Raw genomic sequence first — 22,797 nt, forward strand, 5'->3', positions numbered from 1 at the left:
ATGCCCGGCGCGCCTGGCGTCATCCCATCCCCTTCTTGCGCAGCTCGTCCCTGGCGTCTTCGGTCTTGTCCAGATCGAGCCCCATGCCGCGCAGCACCGCCGGCGTCTTGGAGAACTGCAGGTCGCGGTACTCCACCACCTGAATGCGATTGCCCCAGGGGTCGCGGAAATCCATGAAGCCGGTGTCCATGATCTGCGCCCCGGCCTGTTCGGCCAGCGCCATCACCCGGCTGCGGTCATCGACCACAAGGCCGAAGTGGCGCTCCACATCTGCCGGCTGGCTCTTGCCCTCGACCAGCCCGATGAACTGATCGCCGAGGTCGAGAAATACATGCCCGTCGCCGGTGCCGCGCACCTCGAACGCAAAGATATTGTGCCAGAAGGCCATGGCATGCTCGATGTCACCGACCTCGAGCACGATGTGATTGACCCCCACCAGGCGCGGCTTGTCAGACATGGCTCAATCCTCGAGGGAGTCTTCGCGTTTTTCCTCGATGATCTTCAGCTCCTTGGACTTGCGGTCGCGGAACCGCTCGCCGTAGCCGTTGATTTCGTCCTCGGGGATCACCTCCTTGGCGCGAGAGAACACTTCGTCCTCTTCCTCGTCGATGTGATGCTCGTAGTCGTGACGCAACTGCTTGAACTTCTGCAGCCAGGCACCTTCGCTCATTTCCATCTCGCGCAACTCTTCCAGCAGGTCGTCGATCTGCTGGTGTTCGTGCACCGAATGGCGCGCGCTGTCCTGGCCCCAGGTCTTGGAGATCAGCTTGGAATAGAAGGTCTCCTCTTCCGCCGCGCCATGCGCCTTGACGTCGCGATAGAATTCCTCCCAGGCGTCCTTGCGTTTGTCCGAGGCGCCCTCGGTGTTCTCGATCGTGTCGAGCAGCTCCCGGTGGCGGTCGTGGTCGGATTTCAAGGCGGAATAGATATCGCTCATCTGTCGGATCTCCTGTCTGGACGCAGGTCCAACGCCGCAGCCGCGCCGCGGTTCCCCGGCGGCGGCGATCTTGCGGTTTCCCTTTTCGCAGCAAGCGCCTATCCTTGCGGAAATCCGTGCAAAGGCCCGAGATATGAACGATTTGTTCCCCGTCGGGGAGACCGTGCCGAACTGGTCGGCGCCGCCGCACCCGAGCGGCGCAGTGCTGCAGGGCCGCTTTGCCAGGCTCGAGCCGCTGGAGGCCGAGCCTCACGCGGCGCTGTTGTTCCAGGCCTTTGAGGGGCATGACGACCGCTGGACCTACCTGCCCTATGGTCCGTTCCATTCTTCGGCGCAGTTTCACCGCTGGGTGCGCGAGACCGTGGCCAGGCCGGAGCACAGTTTCTATGCCATCCAGGATCGGGCCACCGGCGGTTTCGGCGGGGTCGCCAGTTTCCTGCGCATCGCACCCGAGGCCGGGTCGATCGAGGTCGGCAATATCCACTTTGCCCCCGGTCTTGCCGGCACACCGGCCGCAACCGAGGCGATGTACCTGATGATGCGCTGGGCCTTCGACGCCGGCTATCGCCGCTACGAATGGAAATGCAACGCGCTGAACCGGGCGTCGCGGCGGGCCGCCCAACGACTGGGGTTCAGCTACGAGGGCGTTTTCCGGCAGGCGATGGTGGTCAAGGGGCGCAACCGCGACACTGCCTGGTTTGCCTGTATCGACAAGGAATGGCCGGCCCTGCAGGAGGCCTTTGCCGCCTGGCTCTCGCCCACGAACTTCGATCCGGACGGCCGGCAAAGGGAGCGGCTGAGCGACCTGACCCGACTGGTCCGCCCCGGCAGCGACCCGACGCTCTGACTGCCCCCCCCGCGCCATCGGCGCCTACATCGCCGCCCGCTGGGTCAGCCGTTCCTGAACCAGCCCGGCGATCCGTGCCGCCTGAGAGCCGGTGGGTTGGCCCTTGCGGCGCAGCGCGATCAGCCGGTCGGCGGCATCGCTGAGCGTCTGGTCATGGGCGATCCGCGCCACGCCGCTGAGAAACTGGCCGATATAATCGATGGTCCGCTCGTCGGTGTCATCGCAAAGGATGCCGGCGATATGCGCCATGTCGTCCTGATAGGCGATGCGGTCCGGGATGACCTCGATCTCGTTGAGCGGGCGTGGCCCGAGCGGCTGGCGTTCGGGTGGCAGCAGCGACAGGATATGCTCCTGAAAGATGAGCAGCGAAGTGATCGGCTTGCGCAGGAACCCGTCTGCGCCGGCGGCGACCGCAAGATCCTCGGAGAAATCATCGCCGCTGGTGCCGAGGATCGCCGGGATGCGCGGGCAGGCCGCGTTGAGTTCGCTGATCAGGTCGGCGCCGGAGCCATCCGGCAGCCCGAGGTCGACGATCACCACCGAAGGCCGGTAGACCCTGAGATGGCGCCGCGCCGAGCGCAGGCAGTCGGCCCGCCTGATCCGCGCGCCTGAGCGCAGGCAAAGCAGGCGCATCGCCTCGCAGGCGAACCGGCTGTCCTCGACCACGAGGATGGTGAGCCCCAACAGGGGCCTGTCGGCGGATGGTGCAGGTGTCCGGCTCAGGTCTTCAAGGTCTTCCACGGCGATCCCTCCAGGCTTTCACCGTCACTTTCGCCAATGGAGGTTACCAAGTCTTTAATGCGCGCTCCTGTCCGATTGCGCCCCCTGCCCGGCCGCGCGATAAAGCCCGCGACACCGCAATCCAGGAGCCTCACATGATCGGACGTCTCAACCACGTTGCCATTGCCGTTCCCGACCTCGACGCCGCCGTGGCGCAGTACCGCGACGCGCTTGGCGCCACCGTCGGTGCGCCGCAGGACGAGCCCGATCACGGCGTCACGGTGGTCTTTATCGCGCTGCCGAACACCAAGATCGAGCTGCTCTACCCGTTGGGCGACAATTCTCCGATCCAGGGCTTTCTCGACAAGAATCCCTCTGGCGGCATCCATCATGTCTGTTACGAGGTCGATGACATCCTGGCGGCGCGCGACCATCTGAAATCCACCGGCGCCCGGGTCCTGGGCAGCGGCGAGCCCAAGACCGGCGCCCATGGCAAGCCGGTGCTGTTCCTGCATCCCAAGGATTTCAACGGCTGCCTGATCGAGCTGGAACAGGTCTAGGCGGGTCGGTCCGTCACAAAGGAGAACGACATGGGCATTACCTCGGGCATCGTGCTTTTCGCGGTCATCTGGTTTCTCACCTTTCTGGTGGTGATTCCCTTTCGCATCCAGACCCAGGGCGATCTGGGCGAGGTGGTCGAGGGCACCCATGCCGGCGCGCCGCAGGTGCACAACCTCACCCGCAAGGCGTGGCTGACCACGGTGATCTCGGTCGCGATCTGGGCGGTGGCCCTCGTGGTGATCCAGTTCGAGGTGATCACCGTGCGTGACATCGACGGCTGGATGTACCAGCGCATGAGCCCGGTCGAGGCGGACTGAGGGCGGGCCGCGGAGGGCGTCTGCGGGAAGTGCAGCCTGACGACCGCCTGAGCCTGACGCGCTGACCGCCTCGGCAATCGGCAGCCAGACGCACTTAAAGCCTGTCGGCTCACACCGGACGAGCATGCGCCGGGCGTGATGCCACCGGACATGTACACGCCAGACTTAAATGAACCCGACGGAAATGCGCCCGAAGGTGGAAGTGGCGTCCGCTCCCCTCGAACGGGCGCCACCACCCCGGGCCTGCGCGCGGTGCGCAGGGCACGCAAGACGCGCCGTGCTGCCAAAGCGACCCTGGGCAATGCGCGCAATGATATCGCGCGCCGCACCCTCGCTGGCCGTTGCAAGCGCTCGTGGCCAGACGCGGGTCGCAGGACCGACCGCCGATCTGGCGGCGACCTCCTGAATGCATCCTCGGCACCCGGATCTCTTCATAACATGTAAACCCGCATCTGTCAGAGAAAATTGGGGAAAATGCGACCTATCCCGACGGACAGCCTCTGTCGGTGGCAGGTTTCCCTGCCTCTCTCGCCCGGCGTTTGGGTCCGGCGCGACAGCCTCGCGCAGCGCGCCTCCGCAGCCCGATCACGCCGAATTGCGCGCCGTGGCGCGGCGCGGTGGAACATGCGCGCGCACAAGGCGTTGTGCCGCCAAGCGTAGAAGAGGAACCGATATGACCAGAACGACACTGATGAAAAGCACCGCCATGGCGCTGTGCCTTGCGCTGACCGTTCCCTCGGTCGCCCCGGCCCAGAACATTGACCTGAATGCCCTTCAGGGCGGCGCGGCGCCGTCGGTCGAACAGATCAACGACATGGACCGCGCCTTGCTGGAGCGGCTGGCGGTGGTGCTCGGGCTCGACGGTGACGCGATGGCCGCAATGGAGCTCGAAGAGCTGCGCATCGCTGTGAAGACGGAGCTTGGCTTGCCGGTTGACGAGGCGGCCGCCGAGGCCGCTGGAGAGGGTGCCGAGGTTTCTGCCGAAGCCGAAGAGGCCGCGGCAGCGCAGGCCGAGGAGGCCGTTGAGCCAGCCGTCGAACAGGCCGAGGAATTGGCAGACGATGCCGCCGGGCAGGCCGAGGAGGTCGCCGAACAGGCGGCCGAAGAGGTCGATGGCCTGCGCGAGTCGCTCGAAGCAGCGCGCGACGCGGCGCAGGAGGATGCCGACACCGAGGCAGAAGCCGAGGCAGAAGCAGAAGCTGAAGCAGAAGCTGAAGCGGAGGCGGAAGCTGAGGCGGAAGCCGTGGCAGAAGCGGAAGCCGAGGCAGAGGCAGAGGCAGAAGCTGAAGCCGAGGCAGAAGCGGAAGCCGAGGCAGAAGCGGAAGCCGAGGTGGACACCGAAACCACGGCCGAAGTCGACGTTGAAACCCCGGCCGAGAGCGAACCCGCGACCACCGGGTTGGTCAGCGAAAGCGACATTGACGCCATGGGCCGGGAGCAACTGCTGGCACTGGCCTCAGACCTCTCGCTCGACATCGGCGCCACCGAGGACCTGACCGAAGCGCAGCTGCGCACCGAGGTGAAAGCCGCGCTCGGCATGCCGGTCGAAGTAGTCGACGACAGCCAACCGGAGCCGGTGGTCACCGACGGCACGCCAATGGCGGCCGAGGACGACGCCGCGACGGCCGAGGGCGACGTCGTGGTCGAGACCCTGACCGAGGATGACGTGCGCTCGAGCAGCGAGGAATTCCAGTCCGAGGTCATCGTCGAGCAGCCGGAACAATCCGGCACCTCCAATGACGACGATGACGATGACGATGACCGACGTGGGCTGAGCAATGCCGAAACCGCCGCCGCGCTGGGCCTTGGTGTGCTGGCACTGAGCCAGATCCTCGGCAGCGCCGACGAGGTGGTGTCGAACTCCGGCGACCGCGTGGTCGTGCGCCGCGGCAATGATCTCGAGGTCATCAAGGATGATGATGTGCTGCTGCGTCGCCCCGGCGCCGAGGTCGAGACCCGCAACTTCGACGATGGCTCGTCGCGCGTCGTCGTCACCCGCCCCGATGGCAGCCAGGTGATCACCGTGCGTTCGGCAGACGGTACCGTCGTGCGCCGGGTTCAGGTGCGTGCAGACGGCACCCGCATCGTGATCTTCGACGACACCGAACAAGACACCGCCCCGGTCGATGTGAGCACCCTGCCAGAGCCGCGCCGCGCCCCGGAGGTTACCACCAACGGCCGGTCTGCGCTCGAGGCGGCACTGAATGCGCAACTCGCGGCTGATGTCGACCGGCGCTTTACCCTGCGCCAGGTGCGACAGATCCGCGAAGTGCGCCACCTGATGCCCGAAGTCACGCTGGACGCGGTCAACTTCCAGACCGGCTCGGCGGTGATCCAGCCGGTGGAGGCCGAGGAACTGGCCGACCTGGGCACCCAGCTGGCGGATTTCATCGCGGCCAACCCCGACGAGCTGTTCCTCGTCGAAGGTCATACCGATACCGTGGGCGACGCGGCCTACAACCTTGCCCTGTCGGACCGTCGGGCGGAATCGGTGGCTCTCGCGCTGGTGGAATATTTCAACGTGCCGCCGGAAAACCTGGTGATCCAGGGCTATGGCGAAAGCGACCTGCTGGTGCCGCGCGAAGGCCCGGAGCGCGCCAACCGCCGCGCCACCGTGCGCCGGATCACGCCGCTGCTGCACCGCGACGCCAGGCTCGACTGAGCCGCGCCTCTCGGACACCGAAAGCCCCGCGGAATCCCGCGGGGCTTTTTCGTTTCAGAGGTCATCTCAGCCCGGCGGCCACCCGGCGCACGGTCTCGATCCGCGCGCCATTGGGCGGATGGGTGCCGAGGAACCGGTTGCCGGGGTCCGGGATGCGGGTAAAGAACTCGGCCCCGCGCACCGGGTTGAAGCCGGCCTTGTGGGCGATGATGGTGCCGATCGCATCGGCCTCGAGCTCAAAATCCTTGGTGAAGCTGCGCCGTCCGATCGCCGCCCCCAATTCCAGCCCGGCCGAGATCGCGCCACTGTCACCGCCAGAGATCGCCCCGGCCGCGCGGCCGAAGATCTCCGAACCCAGCGTCGCATTGCGCTGCGCTCGCTCGATATGGCCGCCGATGTGATGGGCCGCCTCGTGCCCCATGACAAAGGCCAGCTCGTCGGCATTGCGCACGGCGAGGATCAGCCCGAGGTTGAAGGCGATGATCGGCCGGCCCTGCCGGTCGAGCGTGTGAAAGGCATTGGGGGCCTGGCCCGGCCGATCGTCGACCACGATCTGGAAATCGCAGGGTCCGCGCCGGCGCACCCGGCGGCATTCGGCCTCGGCCACCGGCTCGACGGCCTCGACCACGGCGACGAACTGCCGCGCCGCGGCATCGGCGCGTCGCTGCACCTGCGCATCGCTCAGCGGCGCGTCGGCCTCGTCCGGCAGCGGCGGCAGAGGCGCAATCGCGGCACAGGCCGAGAGAAACAGGGTGAAGAAGAGAAGCGAAAAACGAGTCATATCACCCAGAACCTAGGGCGCGGCACCGGCAGGGACCAGACAGGAAAAATGCGCAAGGCGGGGAATTGCCTGTTCCGGCACCGCATCCGGTTGCAAATGCCCTGCCAGCCTTTAGTCTGGGGCCATGTTCACGATCGAGCACGAATTCGATGCCACGGTGGTCACGCTGGTGGATGAGGGCGCGGCACCGCTGCAGGAGGATGTCGTCGTCAACGGCTTTGCCGAATGCATCACCGTCGAGCAATACGACCCGCGCGAGGACCGTGTTCACACGATCACCCTGTCGATTGCCCAGATGCGCGATCTGGCCACCGCCATCGACCTGCCCGAAGGCGTCTATCGCCGGGCCGGCAAAGCCGAGTGAGCGGGCCGCGGCACCACGCCCGGGCTTGAAAACCCCGCCCCGACAGGTGACATAAGCGGCGACACGTCAGGAGAGCCGCATGCCCGATCCCAACCCCGCCGCCGTCGATTTTCTGCTCAGCCGCCGCTCGCGCCCGGCCAAGACGCTGCAGGCGCCGGCGCCGGACCGCGCGGCACTGGCGCCGATGCTCACCGCCGCCCTGCGCAGCCCCGATCACGGCAAGCTTGAACCCTGGCGGCTGATCGTGCTGGAGCGCGCCGCGCTGGCCCGGCTGGCCGACCTCGCGGTGGCACGCGGCAGGGCGCTCGGCCTCGACCCCGAGCAGGTCGAGAAGACCCGCACCAGCTATGCCGACAGCCCGCTGGCGGTGGCCGTGGTGTCCTGCCCGGTGGCGTCGGAGAAGGTGCCGGAGGTCGAACAGCTCTATTCCGCCGGCGCCGTCTGTCTGGCGCTGCTCAACGCGGCGCTGGCCTCGGGCTGGGGGGCGAACTGGCTCTCGGGCTGGGCCAGCCATGACCGCGGCTTCGTCGAAGCGGGCCTGCAGCTGGCGCCTGGCGAGAGCGTCGCCGGCATCATCCACATCGGCACCGAGCGCGCCGCCCCGCCCGAACGGCCACGCCCCGACCCCGCCGCCAAGATCACCTGGATGGACCAATGATCTTCGCCGCCTTCCTCAAGTCACTGAGCCAGCTCAGCGATTCGCGCTTTCGCAAGGTGCTGTGGATGGGCATCGGGCTGACCGTGGCGCTGCTTTTTGGGGCCTATGCCGGGCTGCTCTGGGTGATCGAATGGCTCACCGGCGAGAGCATGACCCTGCCGCTGGTCGGCGAGGTCACCTGGGTGGGCGACCTGCTCGGCGTCGGCTCGCTGATCTTCATGATCGTGCTCTCGGTCTTTCTGATGATCCCGGTGGCCTCGGCGATCACCTCGCTGTTTCTCGACGAGGTGGCGCAGGCGGTCGAAGACCGCCACTACCCCGGCCTGCCCCCTGCCACCCCGGTGCCCTTCGCCGATGCGGCGCGCGACACCATCAGCTTTCTCGGGCTGCTGATCGGGGCCAACCTGCTGGCCTTCGTGCTCTACGTCTTCTTTCCGCCGGCGACGCCCTTCATCTTCTGGGGGATGAACGGCTTTCTGCTGGGGCGGGAGTATTTCACCCTCGCCGCCATGCGCCGGATCGGCCGGGAGGGCGCGCGGACGATGCGCCGCAAGCACGCCTCGACGATCTGGATTGCCGGCATCCTGATGGCGATGCCGCTCAGCGTGCCGATCGTCAACCTGCTGGTGCCGATCCTGGGCGCCGCCACCTTCACCCATATCTACCACGTGCTGTCACGGCGGTAGGCGCCTCGCCTTGGCGGGCCGAGGGGTCGGCTCGACGGGGGCGCGTGCCTTGGCCCCCGAGGTGACAAGACTTACCGGTAGAGCCCGACGCCATGCATCCAATGCACATCGTGATAGACGAAGGTGCCGGTCATCTCGGGGCTGTAGCCGCTGAGCCGCCTGATCTGAAAGGCCCGTTCCGGCATCCGGAGCGACGGGCGCCGGATATTGAATTTCACCGCCGGGTCAAAGCCCCTGGGACCGTAGTACCGATCGTTGCCTTCCAGAAAGACCATCGGCGCGCCAAGCCGTTCCGCCTCGCCCATCGCGGCCTCGATCAGGCGGGTGCCAAGGCCGTTGCCCTGAACGTCGGGACGGACGCCCAGCGGTGTCAGCACCGTCACGTCGAGCAGCCGCTCCCAGGTATCGAGCCAGGCGTGAGACAGCATGACATGGCCCTTGACCGTATCCTTCTCGTCGACGGCAACGAGCGACACGACAGGAAAGGCCGCGTCCAGATGCCTCAGGTCGTCGACAAGGTCGGAGACGGCGGCATCCCCGTCGAACGCCGCGACATGCAAGGCGCGCACCGCGTCGTGATCGGCGGGCCTTTCGGCGCGTATCAGGTCATGCGTCATCACCAAGCCTCCTCCCACGCGGTCCACCCACCGCCCCACCGGCCGCATGTACCGTCCGCTGCCGTGCCGCTCACGCCAAACCCGGTGCGAAAGCCGCGCCCGGCAAAGTCGGGAGCCTTTGGAGACGCTCTTACGACACCTGCGCCGTTTGGCCTGCGAGTAAGCCGCCGGGGTCGGCTGACGCCGCTGCGCCTTCAGCCGGAGCGCGTCAGGAGCTGCAAAGCCGCGATGTCCCGCCCGAGCGTGCGATCAAGCGGGACTTTTCGGTGCAGCGCGCACAGCTGCGCTTCGCGAAGAGCCGTGAGGTGACCGGGCCCCTGCGGGTTGCCCGGCGTGTCGCAGGATCGGCAAGAGCCTTTCGGGACCGCGATCACATCCCGGCGACCGCAGAAGACCGGCCCGTTGGTGGCCGGTCGCAGCCCGTGTCACGGCCAGCCTCGGCGCGGCTCACTTCTTGCCGAAATTCGCCCCCAGCCGCATCTGGATATAGTCATGCGCGGTCATCGGTTCGTATTTCCCTTCGGGGCCTGCCAGCATCGTGTCCATGTTCGCCTGGGCGAAATAGGCGATGGAATAGCGCGGGCCGAGCGACTCCTGCGGCTTGGGCATCCGCACCCGGTGCAGGTTCGACAGCAGTTTGTCATCCGACCAGCGCATCAGCATGTCGCCGATGTTGCAGGTGATCACCCCGCCGATCGGCGGCACGTCGGTCCATTGCGTGGCACGGCCCTTTTCGTCCTTGCCGGGGCAGACCTGAAGCCCGCCTTGCCCGTGCTTCTGGTGGAGCAGCGTCAGGCAGTCGAAATCGGTATGCGCCCCGGCGCGCCAGAAGCGGAAATCCTCGGGCTTGGCGTCTTCCATCCCGAGATAGTGGATCAGCCGCAGGGTGGACTGGTATTCGGGCGTGTCGGGGGTGTGGCCGTCGGTGAAGAACCCCGGCGGAAACGACAACCGCGCGGCGAAGCAGTCGAGCACCTTCATCGCCACCGCCCAGTTGTGCCGCTCGAAGGCCAGCATGGTCTCCTTGAAGCCGAACAGCTCCTTGCCAGTGGGCCAGAGGTCGCGCATCCGCGGCAGGGTGATCTGGTAGCTTTCCTTGCGGTCGGCGGTGCCGGTCGAGGGGCGCACCTGCGCCATGTATTCCCAGCCGGCGTTGGTGCCGGGTTTGAGCGGATATTGCTCCTTGGTGGCGGTGGGCATCTCGAAGAAGCCCTCTGACAAGGCGAAGGCGTCATTGATCAGGCCCTGCGGGATGCCGTGGTTCACCAGCTGGAAAAAGCCGATGCCGGTGGCGGCCTCCCAGAGCGCGTCGGTGATCTCGTCGCGGCGGTTGAAATAGTCGGACATGTCGATCTGCGGGATGTCCCGGTTGATCTCCTCGCCATAGGCGCCCATGCCGGCCTCTTTGGTCAGCTCGGCAAGATCATGTTGTTTCGCTGTGCTCATTCCTTGGTCTCCTTGGGGTAAGGGGAGCAATGACCGACGCCACCGTGGCGCTGACAGCTTCTACTCCGGGTCAATTCAGGCGGGCTCCGGTTCCGGGGCGCGGGCGAGCCGGGCGGTAAGGCGGGCCGCGTCCTCGGACAGAGTGCCGAGGTCGAGGCCGGGCAGCTGCCCGTCGCGCACCACAATGCGGCCACCGATGAGGCTGTGGCGGACCCGGGCGGCGCCGGTCACCACGGGGGCGGTGGCCGGGTCGTGCAGGCCGAAGTTGCGCGGCGCGGACAGATCAAAGAGCGCGATATCGGCCGCCATGCCGGGCGCGAGCGCGCCGATGGCGGGCAGCCCCAGCGCCCGCGCGCCGCCCATCGTCGCCCAGTGCAGGGCGGTCGCCGGGTCGATCGCCGGCACACCCTGGGAGGCGCGGTGCAGCGTGAAGGCGCTGTAGAGCGCGGCGCCCATGTCGGCGGCCTCGTTGGCGCCGGCACCGTCCACCGCCAGCGACACCACGCCGCCGGCGCGGTGCAGGGCCGGAGCAGGCGCGATCCCCGAGCCGAGGCGCGCATTGGCCTGCGGGCAATGCGCCATCGCCGTGCCGGACTCGGCCAGCAGCGCGACCTCCTCGGGGCTGAGATCGACCAGATGGGCGAACCACACATCCTCGCCCAGCCAGCCGCAATCTGCGAGCCACGGCACCGGGCGCTGGCCGAACGCGCGCAGGGTCTGGGCGGCATAGGCGGTGTTTTCCGACAGATGCGCGTGCAGCCGCAGGCCAAGCCGGCGGGCCTCCTGCGCGATCTCGGGCAAGGCGTCGGGCGCGAAGTTGAAATTCGGCGTCGTCGGGGCGCAGGCCACCCGCGTCAGTGCCGCCTCCGATGGGTCATGCCAGCGCCCCGCCGCGCGGGCGATCCCGTCGAGAAAGGCCGCCACGCTCTCGGTCGGGGCGGGTGGCACGCCGGGCCCGAAATCGCGGCCCCGCGCCATGCCGCCACGGGCCAGCACAAAACGCAGGCCCAGACGCCGGGCCTCGTCAAACAGCACCTCTGCCGGGTCATAATCGTAGCGGTCGGAGAACACGTAGTGATGGTCGCAGACCGTGGTCGCGCCGCTCAACGCCAGCTCGGCCAGACCGATCCGTGCCGAGATCCGCAGCGCCTCTTCGTCGAGCCGCGGCCAATAGGTATAGGGCACCGCCTCGAGCCAGGCATCGAGCGCACTGTTGAGGGCCAGCCCTTTGAGCGCCGACTGGAACAGGTGGTGATGGGTGTTCACCAGCCCCGGCGCCACCACGCAGCCGGTGGCATCCAGCACCTCTTCGCCGGGGCGCGGGGTGAGCGCGCCGATCTCGGCGATCCGGCCGTCCGCCACGCGGATGGCGCCAGTCAGACGGGTGCCGGCGGCATCGCCGATCCAGCCGTGGGCGATATTGGCGATCAGCAGGCTCATGTGCGCGCTTTCGGCAACGACCAGGGAAACAACAGCCGCTGTGCCAGGCTGACCAGCTGGAACAGGCTCAGCGACAGCGCCACGAGGATCACCAGCCCGGCCCAGGCCTGCGGCAGCTTGAACATCGAGGTGGAAAACTGGATGAAATAGCCGATCCCCACATCGGCGGCGACGAATTCCGAGACCACCGCGCCGATCACCGCAAGGGTGATCGAGATCTTGAGGCCAGAGAAGATATAGGGCACTGCGTAGGGCAGCCGGATCTGCGAGATCTCGCGATGCTGCGGCGCGCGCAGCGAGCGCGACAGCTCGATCAGCTCGGGCGGGGTCGCCATCAGCCCGGTGGTCATCGAGACCACCAGCGGGAAGAAGGCGATCATGAAGGTGATGACCACGCGCGGCGCATCATCGGTGCCCAGCACGACGATGATGATCGGCGCCACCGCCACCACCGGCACCGACTGGATCACCACCAGCAGCGGATAGAGCGCCCGGCTCAAGAGCCTGGATTTCGCCAGCCCGACGGCAATCGGCAGCGATACCGCGATGGCCACGCCATAGCCGATCAGCGCCACCCGCAAGGTGGCCCAGACGTGCTCCACCCAGCGCCCGACGTCGACGGCGCCGAAGCCCTGCAGGATGCGGGTCGGCGCGGGCAGGATGAAGCTGGGGATGGCAAAGAGCCGCGCGGCGGCCTCCCAGACGATCAGGATCGTGGCAAAGGTCAGAAGCGGCAGCGCCACCGGCATGGCAATCAGCCGGTCGCCCAGGGGCAGCCGTGGCGGGCGGGTGCGCTGCGCCTCGGGGGCGGCGATATCGGCAGAGGTGGTCAAAGAACAGGCTCCTTGGCGATCAGCAGCTCGCGCAGATGGGCGGCAAAATCCTGCACCTCCGGCGCGCGCAAAGAGGCCTCGTCGCGCGGCCGGCCGAGCGGCACCTCGAGGTCGGCGATGATCCGGCCGGGGCGCGCGCTCATCACCACGACGCGGTCGGCCAGCAGGACGGCCTCGGGGATGGAATGGGTGATGAACATCACCGTCTTGGGGCTGGCCTGCCAGAGCTTGAGCAGCTCATAGCCCATGGCATCGCGGGTCAGCGCATCGAGCGCCGAGAACGGCTCGTCCATCAGCAGGATGTCGGGGTTGAGAAACAGCGCGCGCGCGATGCCCACCCGCTGCTGCATTCCGCCCGAAAGTTCGGAGGGCAGGCGTTTTTCGAACCCCGAGAGGCCCACGGCGGCGATCACCTCGGCGGCGCGGGCGCGGTCCTTGTCATCGACCCGGCCGCGTTTGTGGCGGGCCGGAAAGGTCACGTTGTCCGCGACCGTGGCCCAGGGCAGGAGCGTCGCCTGTTGAAAGACGATGCCCACGTCGTCGCGCGGCGCGGTCACCGGCAGGCCGTGGACCGACACGGTGCCGCTGGTGGCGGCCATCAGCCCGGCGGTGAGCCGCAGCAGGGTGGACTTGCCGCAGCCCGACGGCCCCAGCACCGCGACGAACTGGTGCTGGGCAATGGTGAGATCGACGCCATCGAGCGCGGTCAGAGGCCCGCTCTCGGTGGCGAAGGTCTGGCCCACGCCATTGAACGAAATCGCATCCTTGACGAGGGCCATGCGCTTATTCCGCCGGCAGGAAGGAACGGTTGACCACGCTCTCGGGGTCGAGCGAGGCCGGATCGAGCCCCTGCGCCGCCGAGACGCGGGTCCAGGTGGCGGCCAGCCGATCGGCGTCAAAAGTGCCGAGACCGAATTCGTCGGAGACCTCGTTGAAGGCCAGCTTGGAGGCGTCGAGCCAACTGCCCTTGACGTCTTCTGCCGAAAGCTCGGGCACCTGTGCCGCCACCGCTGCGGCGGCCTTGTCGGGGTTCTCGTAGGCAAAGACGAGCGATTTCTGGAACGCCGCGACAAACCGTTTCGCCACGTCGGGGCGGTCGGCCAGGAAGCTGTCATTGGCGACGAGTGCGGCGGAATAAAGCTCCAGCCCGGCGTCGGACCAAGGCAGGATCACGATCTCCTTGCCGGCTTCCGCGGCTTGGCCGGTGTAGCGCGACACATCCGTCAGCCAGGCGATGATCGCGTCGGCCTGTCCGGTCATCAGCAGCGGCCCCAGCGCGCCGGGATCGGATTTGGTGAGCGTGATGTCGTCTTCGCTCAGGCCGTTGTCGGCCAGCACCAGCGGCAGAAAGACATTCGACGAGGTGAAGGGCGAGGTGGCGACGGATTTGCCCTTGATGTCGGCCAGCGTGGTGATGCCGGAGTCTGCCGTGGTGTAGAAGGCATGCGGCCCGGTGTTGAAGATCGACATGACGGCCGTCACCGGCACATTCTCGCCAGAGACCGCTGCCATCAGCGCGCCCATCCCGGCGCTGCCGATGTCGGACGAGCCGGTGGCGATCTTGGTGATTGCCTCTGAGGAGCCGCGTCCGGGCTCGATGCTCACCTCGATGCCGGCCTCGGCGCAGAAGCCTTCCTCGATGCAGACGTAGATCGGCGATTTGTCACCGCCGGGCAGCCAGTCGAGCTGATAGGTCACCTGGTCCTGTGCCGCGGCCGGCAGGGCGAGGCCGGCGGCAAGCGCTGCCGAGGCGAGCAAGGTGCGGGGGGGCGTTGTCATAGATAAAAACCTTTCAGGGAAGTGGAAAACGGGGGTCACCAGAAATCCCGGTGCGCGTGAACGATGGCGTCTTCGAGATCGGCAAACGGCCCTTCGACCGCGATCTCGCGCTGACCGGCACCCAGCACCTGGCGGCAGGGCAGCGACATGGTCAGGTTCTCGGGGTTGTCGCCGGTCAGCTCGGCCAGCCGGACCTCGGACATGCCATAGACAAGCCGGCCGATCCCGGCCCAGTAAAGCCCGCCGGAACACATCGAACAGGGCTCGACCGAGGTATAGAGCGTGCAGCTTTCGAGGAACTCGGGAGGGTATTTGGCCGCCGCGGCGCGGGCGACGTTCAGCTCGGCATGGCCGGTGCCGCCGTCGGTGGCGTGGGTGTTGCCGCTGGTCAGCAGGACTGCCCCCTCGGCATCGGCCAGCAGCGCCCCGAAGGGATGGTTGCCATCGGCCCGCGATTGCTCGGCCAGTTTGACGGTTTCAAGAAGAAGTGCGTGGTCGCGGGTCATGGGCAGCCCTGTCTTTCTGCAGTTGCACAGAGGTTAAGGGATTGCCTGCTGTAAGAAAAAGTAGAAAGAATCTCACATGGCCGTGCAAAAAACCTTACACCCGGAGACCCATGTCAGCTTTTTCCCGTGAAATCAGGTCATTTCTGGTGGTGTCGCAATCGGATTCGATCCGGGCGGCGGCAGACCGGCTGAACATGTCCGCGCCTGCACTCAGCCGACAGTTGCAACTGCTGGAGCGCAGCTACGGCACGCAGCTGCTGGTACGCAGTGCCAGCGGGGTTGCTCTCACCGCCGAGGGCGAGGCGCTGCGCGACGAGGCGATGCGCTGGATGGCCTCCGACGCGGCGTTTTCCAAGCGGTTGCGCCAGCAGCGCAACGCCACCGACCTGCGGCTGCGCATCGGCGTGATGGAGGGGCTCGTGGGCACGCTGATCCCGCGGCTGACCGAACGGCTGGAACAGCGCTTCGGCGTGGTGGAGCTGGAGCTTGCGGTGGGCACCACCCATGACATCATCGACCGGGCCGAGGCGCTGGCGCTTGACCTGATCGTCGCCTTCAACATGCCGCGGCTGTCGCGGCTGGTGGTGGTGCAGACCGAGGAATACCATCTCGGCGCGGTCTATGCCGCCGGGTTTCCGATCACGGGCGAGGGTCCGATCTCGCTGGCGGAGGCGCTGCAGCATCCACTCTGCCTGCCGTCGTCTGCCCTGTCGATGCACACCCGGCTTCTGGCAGAAATCCTCAGCGTCCGTGTCAACCCCCGGGTCAATGTCAGCAGCAATTCGATCGGTGCGCTGCTGACCTATCTGCGCGCGGGCAAGGGCGTTGGGTTTCTGACCTGGGCGGATGTCTGCAGCGACGTGACTGAGGGCAGGCTGGTCTTCCGCCCGCTCGAGAACCGCCGGTTGACCGAGACCCTGAGCCTCTCGATCTGCCGCGGCAACGGACTGGGCGAGGCGACAGGCGACGTGGTACGCGAGATCTCGGCCCTGCTGGAAGAGATGGGCAAGTGACGCCAGCAGCTCTGCAGCGCGGCTTGGCCCCGGTCAGCCGCCTGACAGCAGCGCCCGTCCGATCAGCAGCGTCACGGGCAAGGTGACGAAACTGACCAGGGTTTGCGTCGTGATGATCGCCGCCATCAGCGGCGCGTCGCCCTGCATCTCGCGGGCCAGCGTATAGGCGGCCACGCCGGTCGGCAGCGCCGCAAAGATCAGGGCGATCTGGGCCACCAGCGGATCGGGCGCGAGGATCAGCGCGGCAAGAACGATCGCGGCGGGGTTGATCACGAACTTGCCGATCATCGCCAGCCCGATGGTCCGGCGCGACCCGCCCAGCCCGCGCAGCTTGAGATTGGCGCCGACGCAGAGCAGCATGATCGGCAGCGCGGCATCGCCCAGAATGCGGGCAATTTCATGCAGCACCGGCACCTCGCCCATCCCGGCAAGGTTGAACAGCGCGCCGGCACAGATGCTGAGGATCAGCGGGTTTCTGACCAGTCCGAACACCACGGATTTGCCGCCGCCACCCAGCTGCCGGGTCATCAGCATGACCACCGCGACATTCACCCCCGGCACCAGCAGCGCAGAGCCCAGCACCGCGATCTGCAACCCCGGCGCGCCATACAGCGCCTCGGCGATGGCGAGCCCGACGAAGGTGTTGAACCGCGCGCTGCCCTGCATCAGCGAACTGGCCTGCGGCGGCGCGATGCCGCGGCCCAGAAGCCAGCCACAGAAGATCGCGGCAAGGAACCCGGCATAGAGCAGCACGGCATAATCCCCCAAGCCCCCGCTCAGGTCGGCGGCAGAGATCTTGGCAAAGAACAGTGCCGGCATCAGGACCCAGTAGACCAGCCGGTCGTTGAGGTTCCAGAACTCGGTCGAGGGGATGCCGCCGCGCCGCAGGCCATAGCCCATCAGGATCAGCACGAAGACCGGTGCAATCGCCAGGAAGATCGTCAGCATGGAGAGGCTCCGCAGATACGCCCAAGCTCTAGGCGAGGCCCCGGACCGATGCAACGGGCGCGTCCGGTGCCTGTGGACCTCCGGGCTGGCGGGCGGGCGGGAAACAGGTCATAGGGTCGGCAGACCCGACACGAGTGCCACGCCATGACCGCCACCCCCAAAGTCACGCCCGCCGCCCGCAACTGGGGGCTGCTCCTGTTTCTCAGCTTCGTCTGGGGCGGGGCCTTCATGTCGATGGCGGTGGCGCTGGAACACTACGGTCCCTTCACCGTGGCGGCCGGCCGGATCGGCATCGGCGCGCTGGCGCTTCTGGTCATCGTCGCGGTCACCCGCCCCGGCGACCTGGCGATCCGCGACCTCAGGACGCTGGGCTTCATCCTCCTCTTGGGGGTTCTCAATTTCGCCCTGCCGTTCAGCCTGCTGGCCTGGGGGCTGCAACAGGTGCCCTCGGCCTTTGCCGGCATCGCCATGGGCGCCTCGCCGATCTTTGTGCTGCTGCTGGCCTATCTCTTCGTCCCGGAAGAGGAGATCGGCCCGCGCCGGATTGCCGGCGTCATCCTCGGTTTTGCCGGGCTGCTGGTGCTGATCCTGCCGGGCGCTTCGGCCAATCTTGGCGAGGGCGGAACGGTTGCCGCACGCATCGCCTGCGTCGGGGCGGCGCTGTGCTATTCGGTCGGCGCCATCCTGATCCGCCGCGCGCCGCAGGTGCCGCCGATGGTCTTTACCGCCGGCATGCTGACGGCGGGGGCGCTTGTTCTGACGCCGCTGGCGCTGTTGCTGGAGGGGCGGCCCGAGATCACCGCCACGCGGGCGACCTGGGCCTTGCTCTATGCCGGGATACTGCCCACCGGGCTGGCCTTTCTGCTGCGGGTGGTGCTGATCCGATCTGCGGGGCCGGTGTTCATGAGCCTCGTGGCCTATGTCGTGCCGCTCTGGGCGGTGCTGCTGGGCGTCCTCCTGCTGGGCGAATCCCTGCGGCCCAGCACCTATGTCGCCGCGGCGATCATCCTGTCGGGTGTCGGGCTGACACAGCTGAGGTTGCTGCGCGCGCGCTAGCACACGGCCCAACGCCAAGCCCCGCAGCCCGGCTCTCGCAGTGCCGCCAAGGCCAACCGACCACCGCGCCCGATCCTGCGCGCCCCGCGACGGGCGCCGGGACCGCAAGAGAAAAGGCGGCGCTGGTTGCGCCGCCTTTTTGTGGTTTCGGTCAGGCTGCCTGCGCGAAGGGGGCCGCAGGCAGGGGAGGGTGATCAGGGAGCTTCGTTGCCTTCGTCGCCCTCATCGCCTTCGTCGTTTTCATTGCCTTCGTCGTCTTCGTCGTCTTCGTCGCCTTCGTTGCCTTCGTTGTTTTCGTCGCCTTCGTCGCCCTCATCGGCTTCGTCGTCTTCGTCGCCTTCGTCGTCTTCGTCGTTGCCGACTTCGTCACCTTCGTCGCCTTCGTCGTTTTCGTCGCCTTCGTTGGCTTCGTCGCCCTCGTCGCCCTCGTCGCCTTCGAAGCCTTCGTTGCCTTCGTCGCCCTCGTCGCCGAGGTCTTCCTCGTTCAACTCATCGTTCTCGTCGAATTCGTCGCCTTCGTCGTTTTCGTCGGCTTCGTCGCCTTCGTTGCCTTCGTCACCTTCGTCGCCCTCGTTACCTTCGTCGGCTTCGTCGTACTCATCATCTTCGTCGCCTTCGTCGTCCTCGTCTCCTTCGTTGGCTTCGTCTTCTTCGTCGCCTTCATCGTTTTCGTCGTATTCGTTATCCTCGTTGTGTTCGTCGTTCTCGTTGCCTTCGTCCTCTTCGTCGTTTTCGTCGCCTTCGTTGTTTTCGCCGCCTTCGTCGCCCTCGTCGCCTTCGTCGCTTTCGTCGCCTTCGTCGCCCTCGTCCGATTCGTCGCCCTCGTCCGCTTCGTTGTCCTCGTCGCTCTCGTCGCCTTCGTCACCGTTGTCGCCGGCTATCTCGTCGCCTTCGTTGTCTTCATCGTTCTCGTCGTACTCGTCGTCTTCATCGCCCTCATCGTTTTCATCATCCTCGTCAGACTCGTCACCTTCGTCGTATTCGTCACCCTCGTTGTATTCGTTAGCTTCGTCGCCTTCGTCACCTTCGTCGTGTTCGTCACCCTCGTTGTCCTCGTCGGCTTCGTCGCTTTCGTTGTCCTCGTCGTCTTCGTCCTCTTCGTTACCCTCGTTGTCCTCGTTGCCTTCGTCGTATTCGTCGTGTTCGTCGCCTTCGTCGTTCTCGTCGTGTTCGTCACCTTCGTCGTGCTCGTCGGCTTCGTCGCCTTCGTCGTGCTCGTCGGCTTCGTCGCCGTTGTTGTCTATGCCAGGCTCATTGCCCTCATTGGCTTCGTTGCCTTCATCTCCGTCACTGTCTTCGGGCTCATCACCTTCGTTGCCCTCGTCCTCTTCATCACCTTCGTCACCCTCGTCAACCTCGTCGTTTTCGTTGGCTTCGTTGGCTTCGTCGCCCTCATCGTCCTCGTCGTTCTCGTCGTTCTCGTTGTCTTCGTCGTACTCATCGTATTCGTCGCCTTCGTCGAATTCGTCACCTTCGTCGCCTTCGTCATCCTCGTCGTTCTCGTCGTACTCGTTGTCTTCGTCCCATTCGTCGTTTTCGTCGTTTTCGTCGCCTTCGTCGTCCTCGTCATTCTCGTCGTTCTCGTCGCCTTCATCGTCCTCGTTGGCTTCGTCGCCTTCATTGTTGTTGTTGGGGACAGTGCCCTCGTCGAATTCGTCATCCTCGTCGCCTTCGTTGGCTTCGTCGCCTTCGTTGCCTTCGTCGAGTTCGTCGCCTTCGTTACCTTCGTTGTCTTCGTTGTTTTCGTCGTCTTCGAAGCCTTCGTTGTCCTCGTCGCCTTCGTCGCCTTCGTTGCCTTCGACTTCGTCGCCTTCGTCGCCCTCGTCGCCTTCGTCGTCCTCGTCGCCTTCGTCGGCTTCGTTGCCCTCGTCGTCTTCGTCGAGTTCATCGCCTTCGTTGGCTTCGTCGCCTTCGTCATCCTCGTCGGCTTCGTTGCTTTCGTTGCCCTCGTCGCCTTCGTCGTCTTCGTCGTCTTCCTGGCCCGCGACTTCGTTGCCTTCGTCGCCTTCGTTGCCTTCGTCACCGTCGTCGTCGCGGTTGAAGTCGTACTCGTCTTCTTCGTTGTTCTCGTCGCCCTCGTCGGCTTCGTCGTCCTCGTTGCCTTCGTCGCCTTCGTCGTCGAGCGTGTCGGCCTCGCCGCCCTCGTCGCCTTCGTCGTCCTCGTCGTGTTCGTCGCCTTCGTTGTATTCATCCCCCTCATCCTGGGGGTTTATGTCGTCTTCGTCGCCCTCGTTGCCCTCGTCGCCCTCATTGCCTTCGTTGTTCTCGTTGCCCTCGTCGTCCTCGTTGCCTTCGTCGCCCTCGTCGCCCTCGTTGCTCTCGTCACCCTCGTTGAAGTCCTCGTCGCCCTCGTTGCCTTCGTTGTCCTCGTTGCCCTCATCGTCTTCGTCGGCCTCGTTGCCTTCGTCGCCCTCGTCGTGCTCGTCGCCTTCGTCACGCTCGTCCTGCTCGTTGCCCTCGTTGCCTTCGTCGCCGTCGGACTCGTTGCCCTCGTCGCCCTCGTTGCCTTCGTTGTCCTCGTTGCCTTCGTCGCCCTCGTTGCCTTCGTCGCCTTCGTCGCCCTCGTTGCCTTCGTTGGCCTCGTCGCCTTCGTTGCCTTCGTCGTCCTCGTCGCCTTCGTTGCCCTCGTTGCCTTCGTTGCCTTCGTTGCCCTCGTTGCCTTCGTCGGCTTCGTTGCCTTCGTTGTCCTCGTTGCCTTCGTTGCCTTCGTCACCGTTGGCCGAGGTTTCGTTGCCTTCGTCGTCCTCGTTGCCCTCGTCGCCCTCGTTGTTTTCGTTGCCCTCGTTGCCTTCGTTGCCCTCGAAGTCCTCGTCGCCTTCGTTGCCTTCGTCGTCCTCGTTGCCCTCGTTGCCTTCGTTGGCCTCGTCGCCTTCGTTGCCTTCGTTGCCCTCGTCGCCTTCGTTGCCCTCGTCGTCCTCGCTGCCTTCGTCGCCTTCGTTGCCTTCGTCGCCTTCGTCAGCTTCGTTGCCTTCGTTGTCCTCGTTGCCTTCGTTGCCTTCGTTGCCCTCGTCGCCCTCGTTGCCCTCATTGCCGCCATCGGGCTCGTTCTGTTCGTCGCCTTCGTTGCCTTCGTTGTCCTCGTTGCCTTCGTCGTTCTCGTCGCCTTCGTCGAACTCATCGCCCTCGTCGTCTTCGTCGTGTTCGTCGCCTTCGTTGCCTTCATCGTGTTCGTTGCCTTCGTCGCCGTCGAAGTAATCGACGAAGCTCAGCGAGGCCGAGAGGTCACGCGCCTCGAGTGCCACATCAATCAGCGCGGCAAGCTCTTCGGTCAGAGCGGCGGTCAGCGAGGCGGGGGTGGCGATGATGGCGGTCATGGGTAGTCTCCTGGGAAAATCTCTTGGTGAGATTGTAAAATTGCACCTGCCGTGCAGGCGGTGATTAAACGGAAGTCGTTTTGGAGTCGGCGCGAGTCGCCGAAAGAATTCAAAAATGCAGATGTTTGCGAAAGGCATTGCTGATGTGCATTTGAACTATGAAATCAACGGAATAGATAATTCATCAAATGCGGACCAAAGTGATGCGAAGACGCCACGGCCCCAAGTAATGCATATTTGGGTCCAATGTTCGGTACGAATCGGCGTTCTGTCAACGTAAAATTAGGGTTCTCCGAATTCCTGCATCGCAGCAGATCCGGTAAATCATGGCAAAATTCGCTGCGTCACCCGGCCGATCCTCAGGCGGGTCCGTGCCTCCGGCGTGACGCGCAACTATCGTTAAACGTGTGTCTCTGCGATGAGTTCGGATACCGTCACCCTGCCGTGAAACACGGCTCGGCGCAGGCTCGCCGGGGCGTCGCGCTGCATGAAGAGCGCCAGGATCCGGGCCGGGGGGTAGTTCCATCCGTAGTCGTAGAGGGCCGCGCCCTCGGCGAGGCTGGCCAGCAAATCCCGGCGCATCGGACCGAGGTTGCGGCGGCGAGACCGGACCAGTACCTCGGCTGCCGCGCCGGCCTGCTCCGGCGCGGTGCCGGTCAGCGCCTGGGGCAGGAGTTCCTCTGCGAGGAAGGCGCAGGTTTCGCGCAGAACGGGCGCCACCGGTGCCCCGGCGATACAGTGCAGTTGCAGCGCATGTCCGAATTCATGGGCCGCAATGACCATGTCCCTAGCCCCCCCTGACAGCGGGCAAGAGACGTAAACCATGGCTTTTTTCTCGATATAAAGCGCGAAGGGCCGGGGGTGACGGGCCCTGTCAGGCGCAAAGTTCACCACCGTTTCAGCGGCGGTTCGCGCGATCTCGGGGGCAAGCTCTGGCAGGGCCTCGGCCAAAGCGCTGGCAACCAGCGCCCAGAGCGCCGGACCGTCCAGCCCCGCCGCAGCCGCCCCGGCCGGTGCGACGGGCGCGGGCATCGGAGGGGTCAGCGCCAGCAGATCGGCGCAGTTCTGCACCGTCAGCCCGTGCAGCGCAAGCCAGTCCTGCAGGTTGGGGGGCGAGGCGGCACTCACCGTCCCAACCCGCAACCACAAGCAGAGCAGCCTGCCGTAACGTCAGGAGAACCCGACACAAACTCCCGGACCACCCGGCGCGGCAATTCACCCTGAAGTTGCATTTCTGACACGTGAAAATAACCAATTGGTTTGGAGCGCTTCGCTGGTATGATCGAAGCCGGCGGAAACAGGCCGCCATGCT

The 22,797-nt window shown here is 65.9% G+C and carries 23 protein-coding genes; 9 read left to right on the top strand and 14 right to left on the bottom strand.

Going from position 1 to position 22,797, the window contains the following annotated elements; translation table 11 throughout:
* Positions 1 to 19: 19 nt before the first annotated feature.
* Together VOI27_RS09485 and VOI27_RS09490 are read right to left on the bottom strand one after the other, a co-directional pair.
* On the bottom strand, positions 20 to 457 hold the full coding sequence (locus VOI27_RS09485; protein ID WP_323765092.1) for a VOC family protein: 438 nt from the start codon (positions 455 to 457) through the stop codon (positions 20 to 22).
* A gap of 3 nt (positions 458 to 460) precedes the next feature.
* On the bottom strand, positions 461 to 937 hold the full coding sequence (locus VOI27_RS09490; RefSeq protein ID WP_323765093.1) for a hemerythrin domain-containing protein: 477 nt from the start codon (positions 935 to 937) through the stop codon (positions 461 to 463).
* 133 nt (positions 938 to 1,070) lie between these two features.
* On the opposite strand from VOI27_RS09490, the gene VOI27_RS09495 reads away from it, so the two are divergent.
* Positions 1,071 to 1,784: a GNAT family protein gene (locus VOI27_RS09495; protein ID WP_323765094.1), complete on the top strand. Its 714-nt coding sequence runs from the start codon at positions 1,071 to 1,073 to the stop codon at positions 1,782 to 1,784.
* Positions 1,785 to 1,808: 24 nt separating this feature from the next.
* Here the strand turns inward: VOI27_RS09495 and VOI27_RS09500 are convergent, their stop codons facing one another.
* Entirely contained in the window at positions 1,809 to 2,525 is a 717-nt protein-coding gene (locus VOI27_RS09500; protein WP_323765095.1) for a response regulator, read from the bottom strand.
* Positions 2,526 to 2,659: 134 nt separating this feature from the next.
* On the opposite strand from VOI27_RS09500, the gene mce reads away from it, so the two are divergent.
* From mce to VOI27_RS09515, 3 genes are all read left to right on the top strand, one after another.
* Positions 2,660 to 3,064, top strand: a complete 405-nt coding sequence (gene mce / locus VOI27_RS09505; protein ID WP_323765096.1) for a methylmalonyl-CoA epimerase — start codon at positions 2,660 to 2,662, stop codon at positions 3,062 to 3,064.
* A 30-nt stretch (positions 3,065 to 3,094) separates the two neighbouring features.
* Positions 3,095 to 3,382, top strand: coding sequence for a DUF1467 family protein (locus VOI27_RS09510; RefSeq protein WP_323765097.1), 288 nt, complete (start codon positions 3,095 to 3,097; stop codon positions 3,380 to 3,382).
* Positions 3,383 to 4,055: 673 nt separating this feature from the next.
* Entirely contained in the window at positions 4,056 to 6,044 is a 1,989-nt protein-coding gene (locus VOI27_RS09515) for an OmpA family protein (protein WP_323765098.1), read from the top strand.
* Between the two features lie 61 nt (positions 6,045 to 6,105).
* Here the strand turns inward: VOI27_RS09515 and VOI27_RS09520 are convergent, their stop codons facing one another.
* The gene (locus VOI27_RS09520) at positions 6,106 to 6,825 is read right to left on the bottom strand and encodes a M48 family metallopeptidase (protein ID WP_323765099.1); all 720 of its coding nucleotides are present in this window, start codon (positions 6,823 to 6,825) and stop codon (positions 6,106 to 6,108) included.
* A 124-nt stretch (positions 6,826 to 6,949) separates the two neighbouring features.
* Between VOI27_RS09520 and VOI27_RS09525 the strand changes: the two genes are divergently transcribed.
* From VOI27_RS09525 to VOI27_RS09535, 3 genes are all read left to right on the top strand, one after another.
* Entirely contained in the window at positions 6,950 to 7,189 is a 240-nt protein-coding gene (locus VOI27_RS09525; RefSeq protein ID WP_323765100.1) for a hypothetical protein, read from the top strand.
* Positions 7,190 to 7,268: 79 nt separating this feature from the next.
* On the top strand, positions 7,269 to 7,847 hold the full coding sequence (locus VOI27_RS09530) for a nitroreductase family protein (RefSeq protein WP_323765101.1): 579 nt from the start codon (positions 7,269 to 7,271) through the stop codon (positions 7,845 to 7,847).
* On the top strand, positions 7,844 to 8,533 hold the full coding sequence (locus VOI27_RS09535) for an EI24 domain-containing protein (RefSeq protein ID WP_323765102.1): 690 nt from the start codon (positions 7,844 to 7,846) through the stop codon (positions 8,531 to 8,533). The genes VOI27_RS09530 and VOI27_RS09535 overlap by 4 nt, the downstream gene beginning before the upstream one ends.
* Before the next feature lie 71 nt (positions 8,534 to 8,604).
* Here the strand turns inward: VOI27_RS09535 and VOI27_RS09540 are convergent, their stop codons facing one another.
* From VOI27_RS09540 to VOI27_RS09570, 7 genes are all read right to left on the bottom strand, one after another.
* Positions 8,605 to 9,150 (bottom strand): N-acetyltransferase, encoded by a 546-nt coding sequence (locus VOI27_RS09540; protein WP_323765103.1) that lies wholly within the window; start codon positions 9,148 to 9,150, stop codon positions 8,605 to 8,607.
* Between the two features lie 447 nt (positions 9,151 to 9,597).
* On the bottom strand, positions 9,598 to 10,596 hold the full coding sequence (locus VOI27_RS09545) for an isopenicillin N synthase family dioxygenase (protein ID WP_323765104.1): 999 nt from the start codon (positions 10,594 to 10,596) through the stop codon (positions 9,598 to 9,600).
* Between the two features lie 75 nt (positions 10,597 to 10,671).
* Positions 10,672 to 12,036, bottom strand: coding sequence for an amidohydrolase family protein (locus VOI27_RS09550; protein WP_323765105.1), 1,365 nt, complete (start codon positions 12,034 to 12,036; stop codon positions 10,672 to 10,674).
* Positions 12,033 to 12,869, bottom strand: a complete 837-nt coding sequence (locus VOI27_RS09555; protein WP_323765106.1) for an ABC transporter permease — start codon at positions 12,867 to 12,869, stop codon at positions 12,033 to 12,035. The genes VOI27_RS09550 and VOI27_RS09555 overlap by 4 nt, the downstream gene beginning before the upstream one ends.
* A complete protein-coding gene (locus VOI27_RS09560; RefSeq protein ID WP_323765107.1) occupies positions 12,866 to 13,648 on the bottom strand; it encodes an ABC transporter ATP-binding protein in 783 nt (260 codons plus the stop codon). Before VOI27_RS09560 ends, VOI27_RS09555 begins: the two co-directional genes overlap by 4 nt.
* 4 nt (positions 13,649 to 13,652) lie before the next feature.
* Positions 13,653 to 14,648 (bottom strand): ABC transporter substrate-binding protein, encoded by a 996-nt coding sequence (locus VOI27_RS09565; RefSeq protein ID WP_323765108.1) that lies wholly within the window; start codon positions 14,646 to 14,648, stop codon positions 13,653 to 13,655.
* A gap of 35 nt (positions 14,649 to 14,683) precedes the next feature.
* Positions 14,684 to 15,154, bottom strand: coding sequence for a nucleoside deaminase (locus VOI27_RS09570; RefSeq protein ID WP_323765109.1), 471 nt, complete (start codon positions 15,152 to 15,154; stop codon positions 14,684 to 14,686).
* Positions 15,155 to 15,264: 110 nt separating this feature from the next.
* Here VOI27_RS09570 and VOI27_RS09575 point away from each other — a divergent pair, with 110 nt between their 5' ends.
* Complete coding sequence (locus VOI27_RS09575; protein WP_323765110.1) at positions 15,265 to 16,167, top strand: LysR family transcriptional regulator; 903 nt, start codon at positions 15,265 to 15,267, stop codon at positions 16,165 to 16,167.
* 33 nt (positions 16,168 to 16,200) lie between these two features.
* Here the strand turns inward: VOI27_RS09575 and VOI27_RS09580 are convergent, their stop codons facing one another.
* On the bottom strand, positions 16,201 to 17,115 hold the full coding sequence (locus VOI27_RS09580; RefSeq protein ID WP_323765111.1) for an AEC family transporter: 915 nt from the start codon (positions 17,113 to 17,115) through the stop codon (positions 16,201 to 16,203).
* Positions 17,116 to 17,259: 144 nt separating this feature from the next.
* Here VOI27_RS09580 and VOI27_RS09585 point away from each other — a divergent pair, with 144 nt between their 5' ends.
* A complete protein-coding gene (locus VOI27_RS09585) occupies positions 17,260 to 18,171 on the top strand; it encodes a DMT family transporter (RefSeq protein WP_323765112.1) in 912 nt (303 codons plus the stop codon).
* A gap of 194 nt (positions 18,172 to 18,365) precedes the next feature.
* Here the strand turns inward: VOI27_RS09585 and VOI27_RS09590 are convergent, their stop codons facing one another.
* Together VOI27_RS09590 and VOI27_RS09595 are read right to left on the bottom strand one after the other, a co-directional pair.
* Entirely contained in the window at positions 18,366 to 21,485 is a 3,120-nt protein-coding gene (locus VOI27_RS09590; RefSeq protein ID WP_323765113.1) for a hypothetical protein, read from the bottom strand.
* A gap of 399 nt (positions 21,486 to 21,884) precedes the next feature.
* Entirely contained in the window at positions 21,885 to 22,613 is a 729-nt protein-coding gene (locus VOI27_RS09595; RefSeq protein WP_323765114.1) for a hypothetical protein, read from the bottom strand.
* Positions 22,614 to 22,797 lie beyond the last annotated feature (184 nt).

The organism is Marinovum sp. (assembly GCF_034669705.1).
Lineage (GTDB): Bacteria > Pseudomonadota > Alphaproteobacteria > Rhodobacterales > Rhodobacteraceae > Marinovum.

Bases quoted from the DNA above. Each gene is read 5' to 3' on its own strand.
- VOI27_RS09485 (WP_323765092.1), bottom strand. From the start codon at position 457: ATGTCTGACAAGCCGCGCCTGGTGGGGGTCAATCACATCGTGCTCGAG.
- VOI27_RS09490 (WP_323765093.1), bottom strand. From the start codon at position 937: ATGAGCGATATCTATTCCGCCTTGAAATCCGACCACGACCGCCACCGG.
- VOI27_RS09495 (WP_323765094.1), top strand. From the start codon at position 1,071: ATGAACGATTTGTTCCCCGTCGGGGAGACCGTGCCGAACTGGTCGGCG.
- mce (WP_323765096.1), top strand. From the start codon at position 2,660: ATGATCGGACGTCTCAACCACGTTGCCATTGCCGTTCCCGACCTCGAC.
- VOI27_RS09510 (WP_323765097.1), top strand. From the start codon at position 3,095: ATGGGCATTACCTCGGGCATCGTGCTTTTCGCGGTCATCTGGTTTCTC.
- VOI27_RS09515 (WP_323765098.1), top strand. From the start codon at position 4,056: ATGACCAGAACGACACTGATGAAAAGCACCGCCATGGCGCTGTGCCTT.
- VOI27_RS09520 (WP_323765099.1), bottom strand. From the start codon at position 6,825: ATGACTCGTTTTTCGCTTCTCTTCTTCACCCTGTTTCTCTCGGCCTGT.
- VOI27_RS09525 (WP_323765100.1), top strand. From the start codon at position 6,950: ATGTTCACGATCGAGCACGAATTCGATGCCACGGTGGTCACGCTGGTG.
- VOI27_RS09530 (WP_323765101.1), top strand. From the start codon at position 7,269: ATGCCCGATCCCAACCCCGCCGCCGTCGATTTTCTGCTCAGCCGCCGC.
- VOI27_RS09535 (WP_323765102.1), top strand. From the start codon at position 7,844: ATGATCTTCGCCGCCTTCCTCAAGTCACTGAGCCAGCTCAGCGATTCG.
- VOI27_RS09540 (WP_323765103.1), bottom strand. From the start codon at position 9,150: ATGACGCATGACCTGATACGCGCCGAAAGGCCCGCCGATCACGACGCG.
- VOI27_RS09545 (WP_323765104.1), bottom strand. From the start codon at position 10,596: ATGAGCACAGCGAAACAACATGATCTTGCCGAGCTGACCAAAGAGGCC.
- VOI27_RS09550 (WP_323765105.1), bottom strand. From the start codon at position 12,036: ATGAGCCTGCTGATCGCCAATATCGCCCACGGCTGGATCGGCGATGCC.
- VOI27_RS09560 (WP_323765107.1), bottom strand. From the start codon at position 13,648: ATGGCCCTCGTCAAGGATGCGATTTCGTTCAATGGCGTGGGCCAGACC.
- VOI27_RS09565 (WP_323765108.1), bottom strand. From the start codon at position 14,648: ATGACAACGCCCCCCCGCACCTTGCTCGCCTCGGCAGCGCTTGCCGCC.
- VOI27_RS09570 (WP_323765109.1), bottom strand. From the start codon at position 15,154: ATGACCCGCGACCACGCACTTCTTCTTGAAACCGTCAAACTGGCCGAG.
- VOI27_RS09575 (WP_323765110.1), top strand. From the start codon at position 15,265: ATGTCAGCTTTTTCCCGTGAAATCAGGTCATTTCTGGTGGTGTCGCAA.
- VOI27_RS09580 (WP_323765111.1), bottom strand. From the start codon at position 17,115: ATGCTGACGATCTTCCTGGCGATTGCACCGGTCTTCGTGCTGATCCTG.
- VOI27_RS09585 (WP_323765112.1), top strand. From the start codon at position 17,260: ATGACCGCCACCCCCAAAGTCACGCCCGCCGCCCGCAACTGGGGGCTG.
- VOI27_RS09590 (WP_323765113.1), bottom strand. From the start codon at position 21,485: ATGACCGCCATCATCGCCACCCCCGCCTCGCTGACCGCCGCTCTGACC.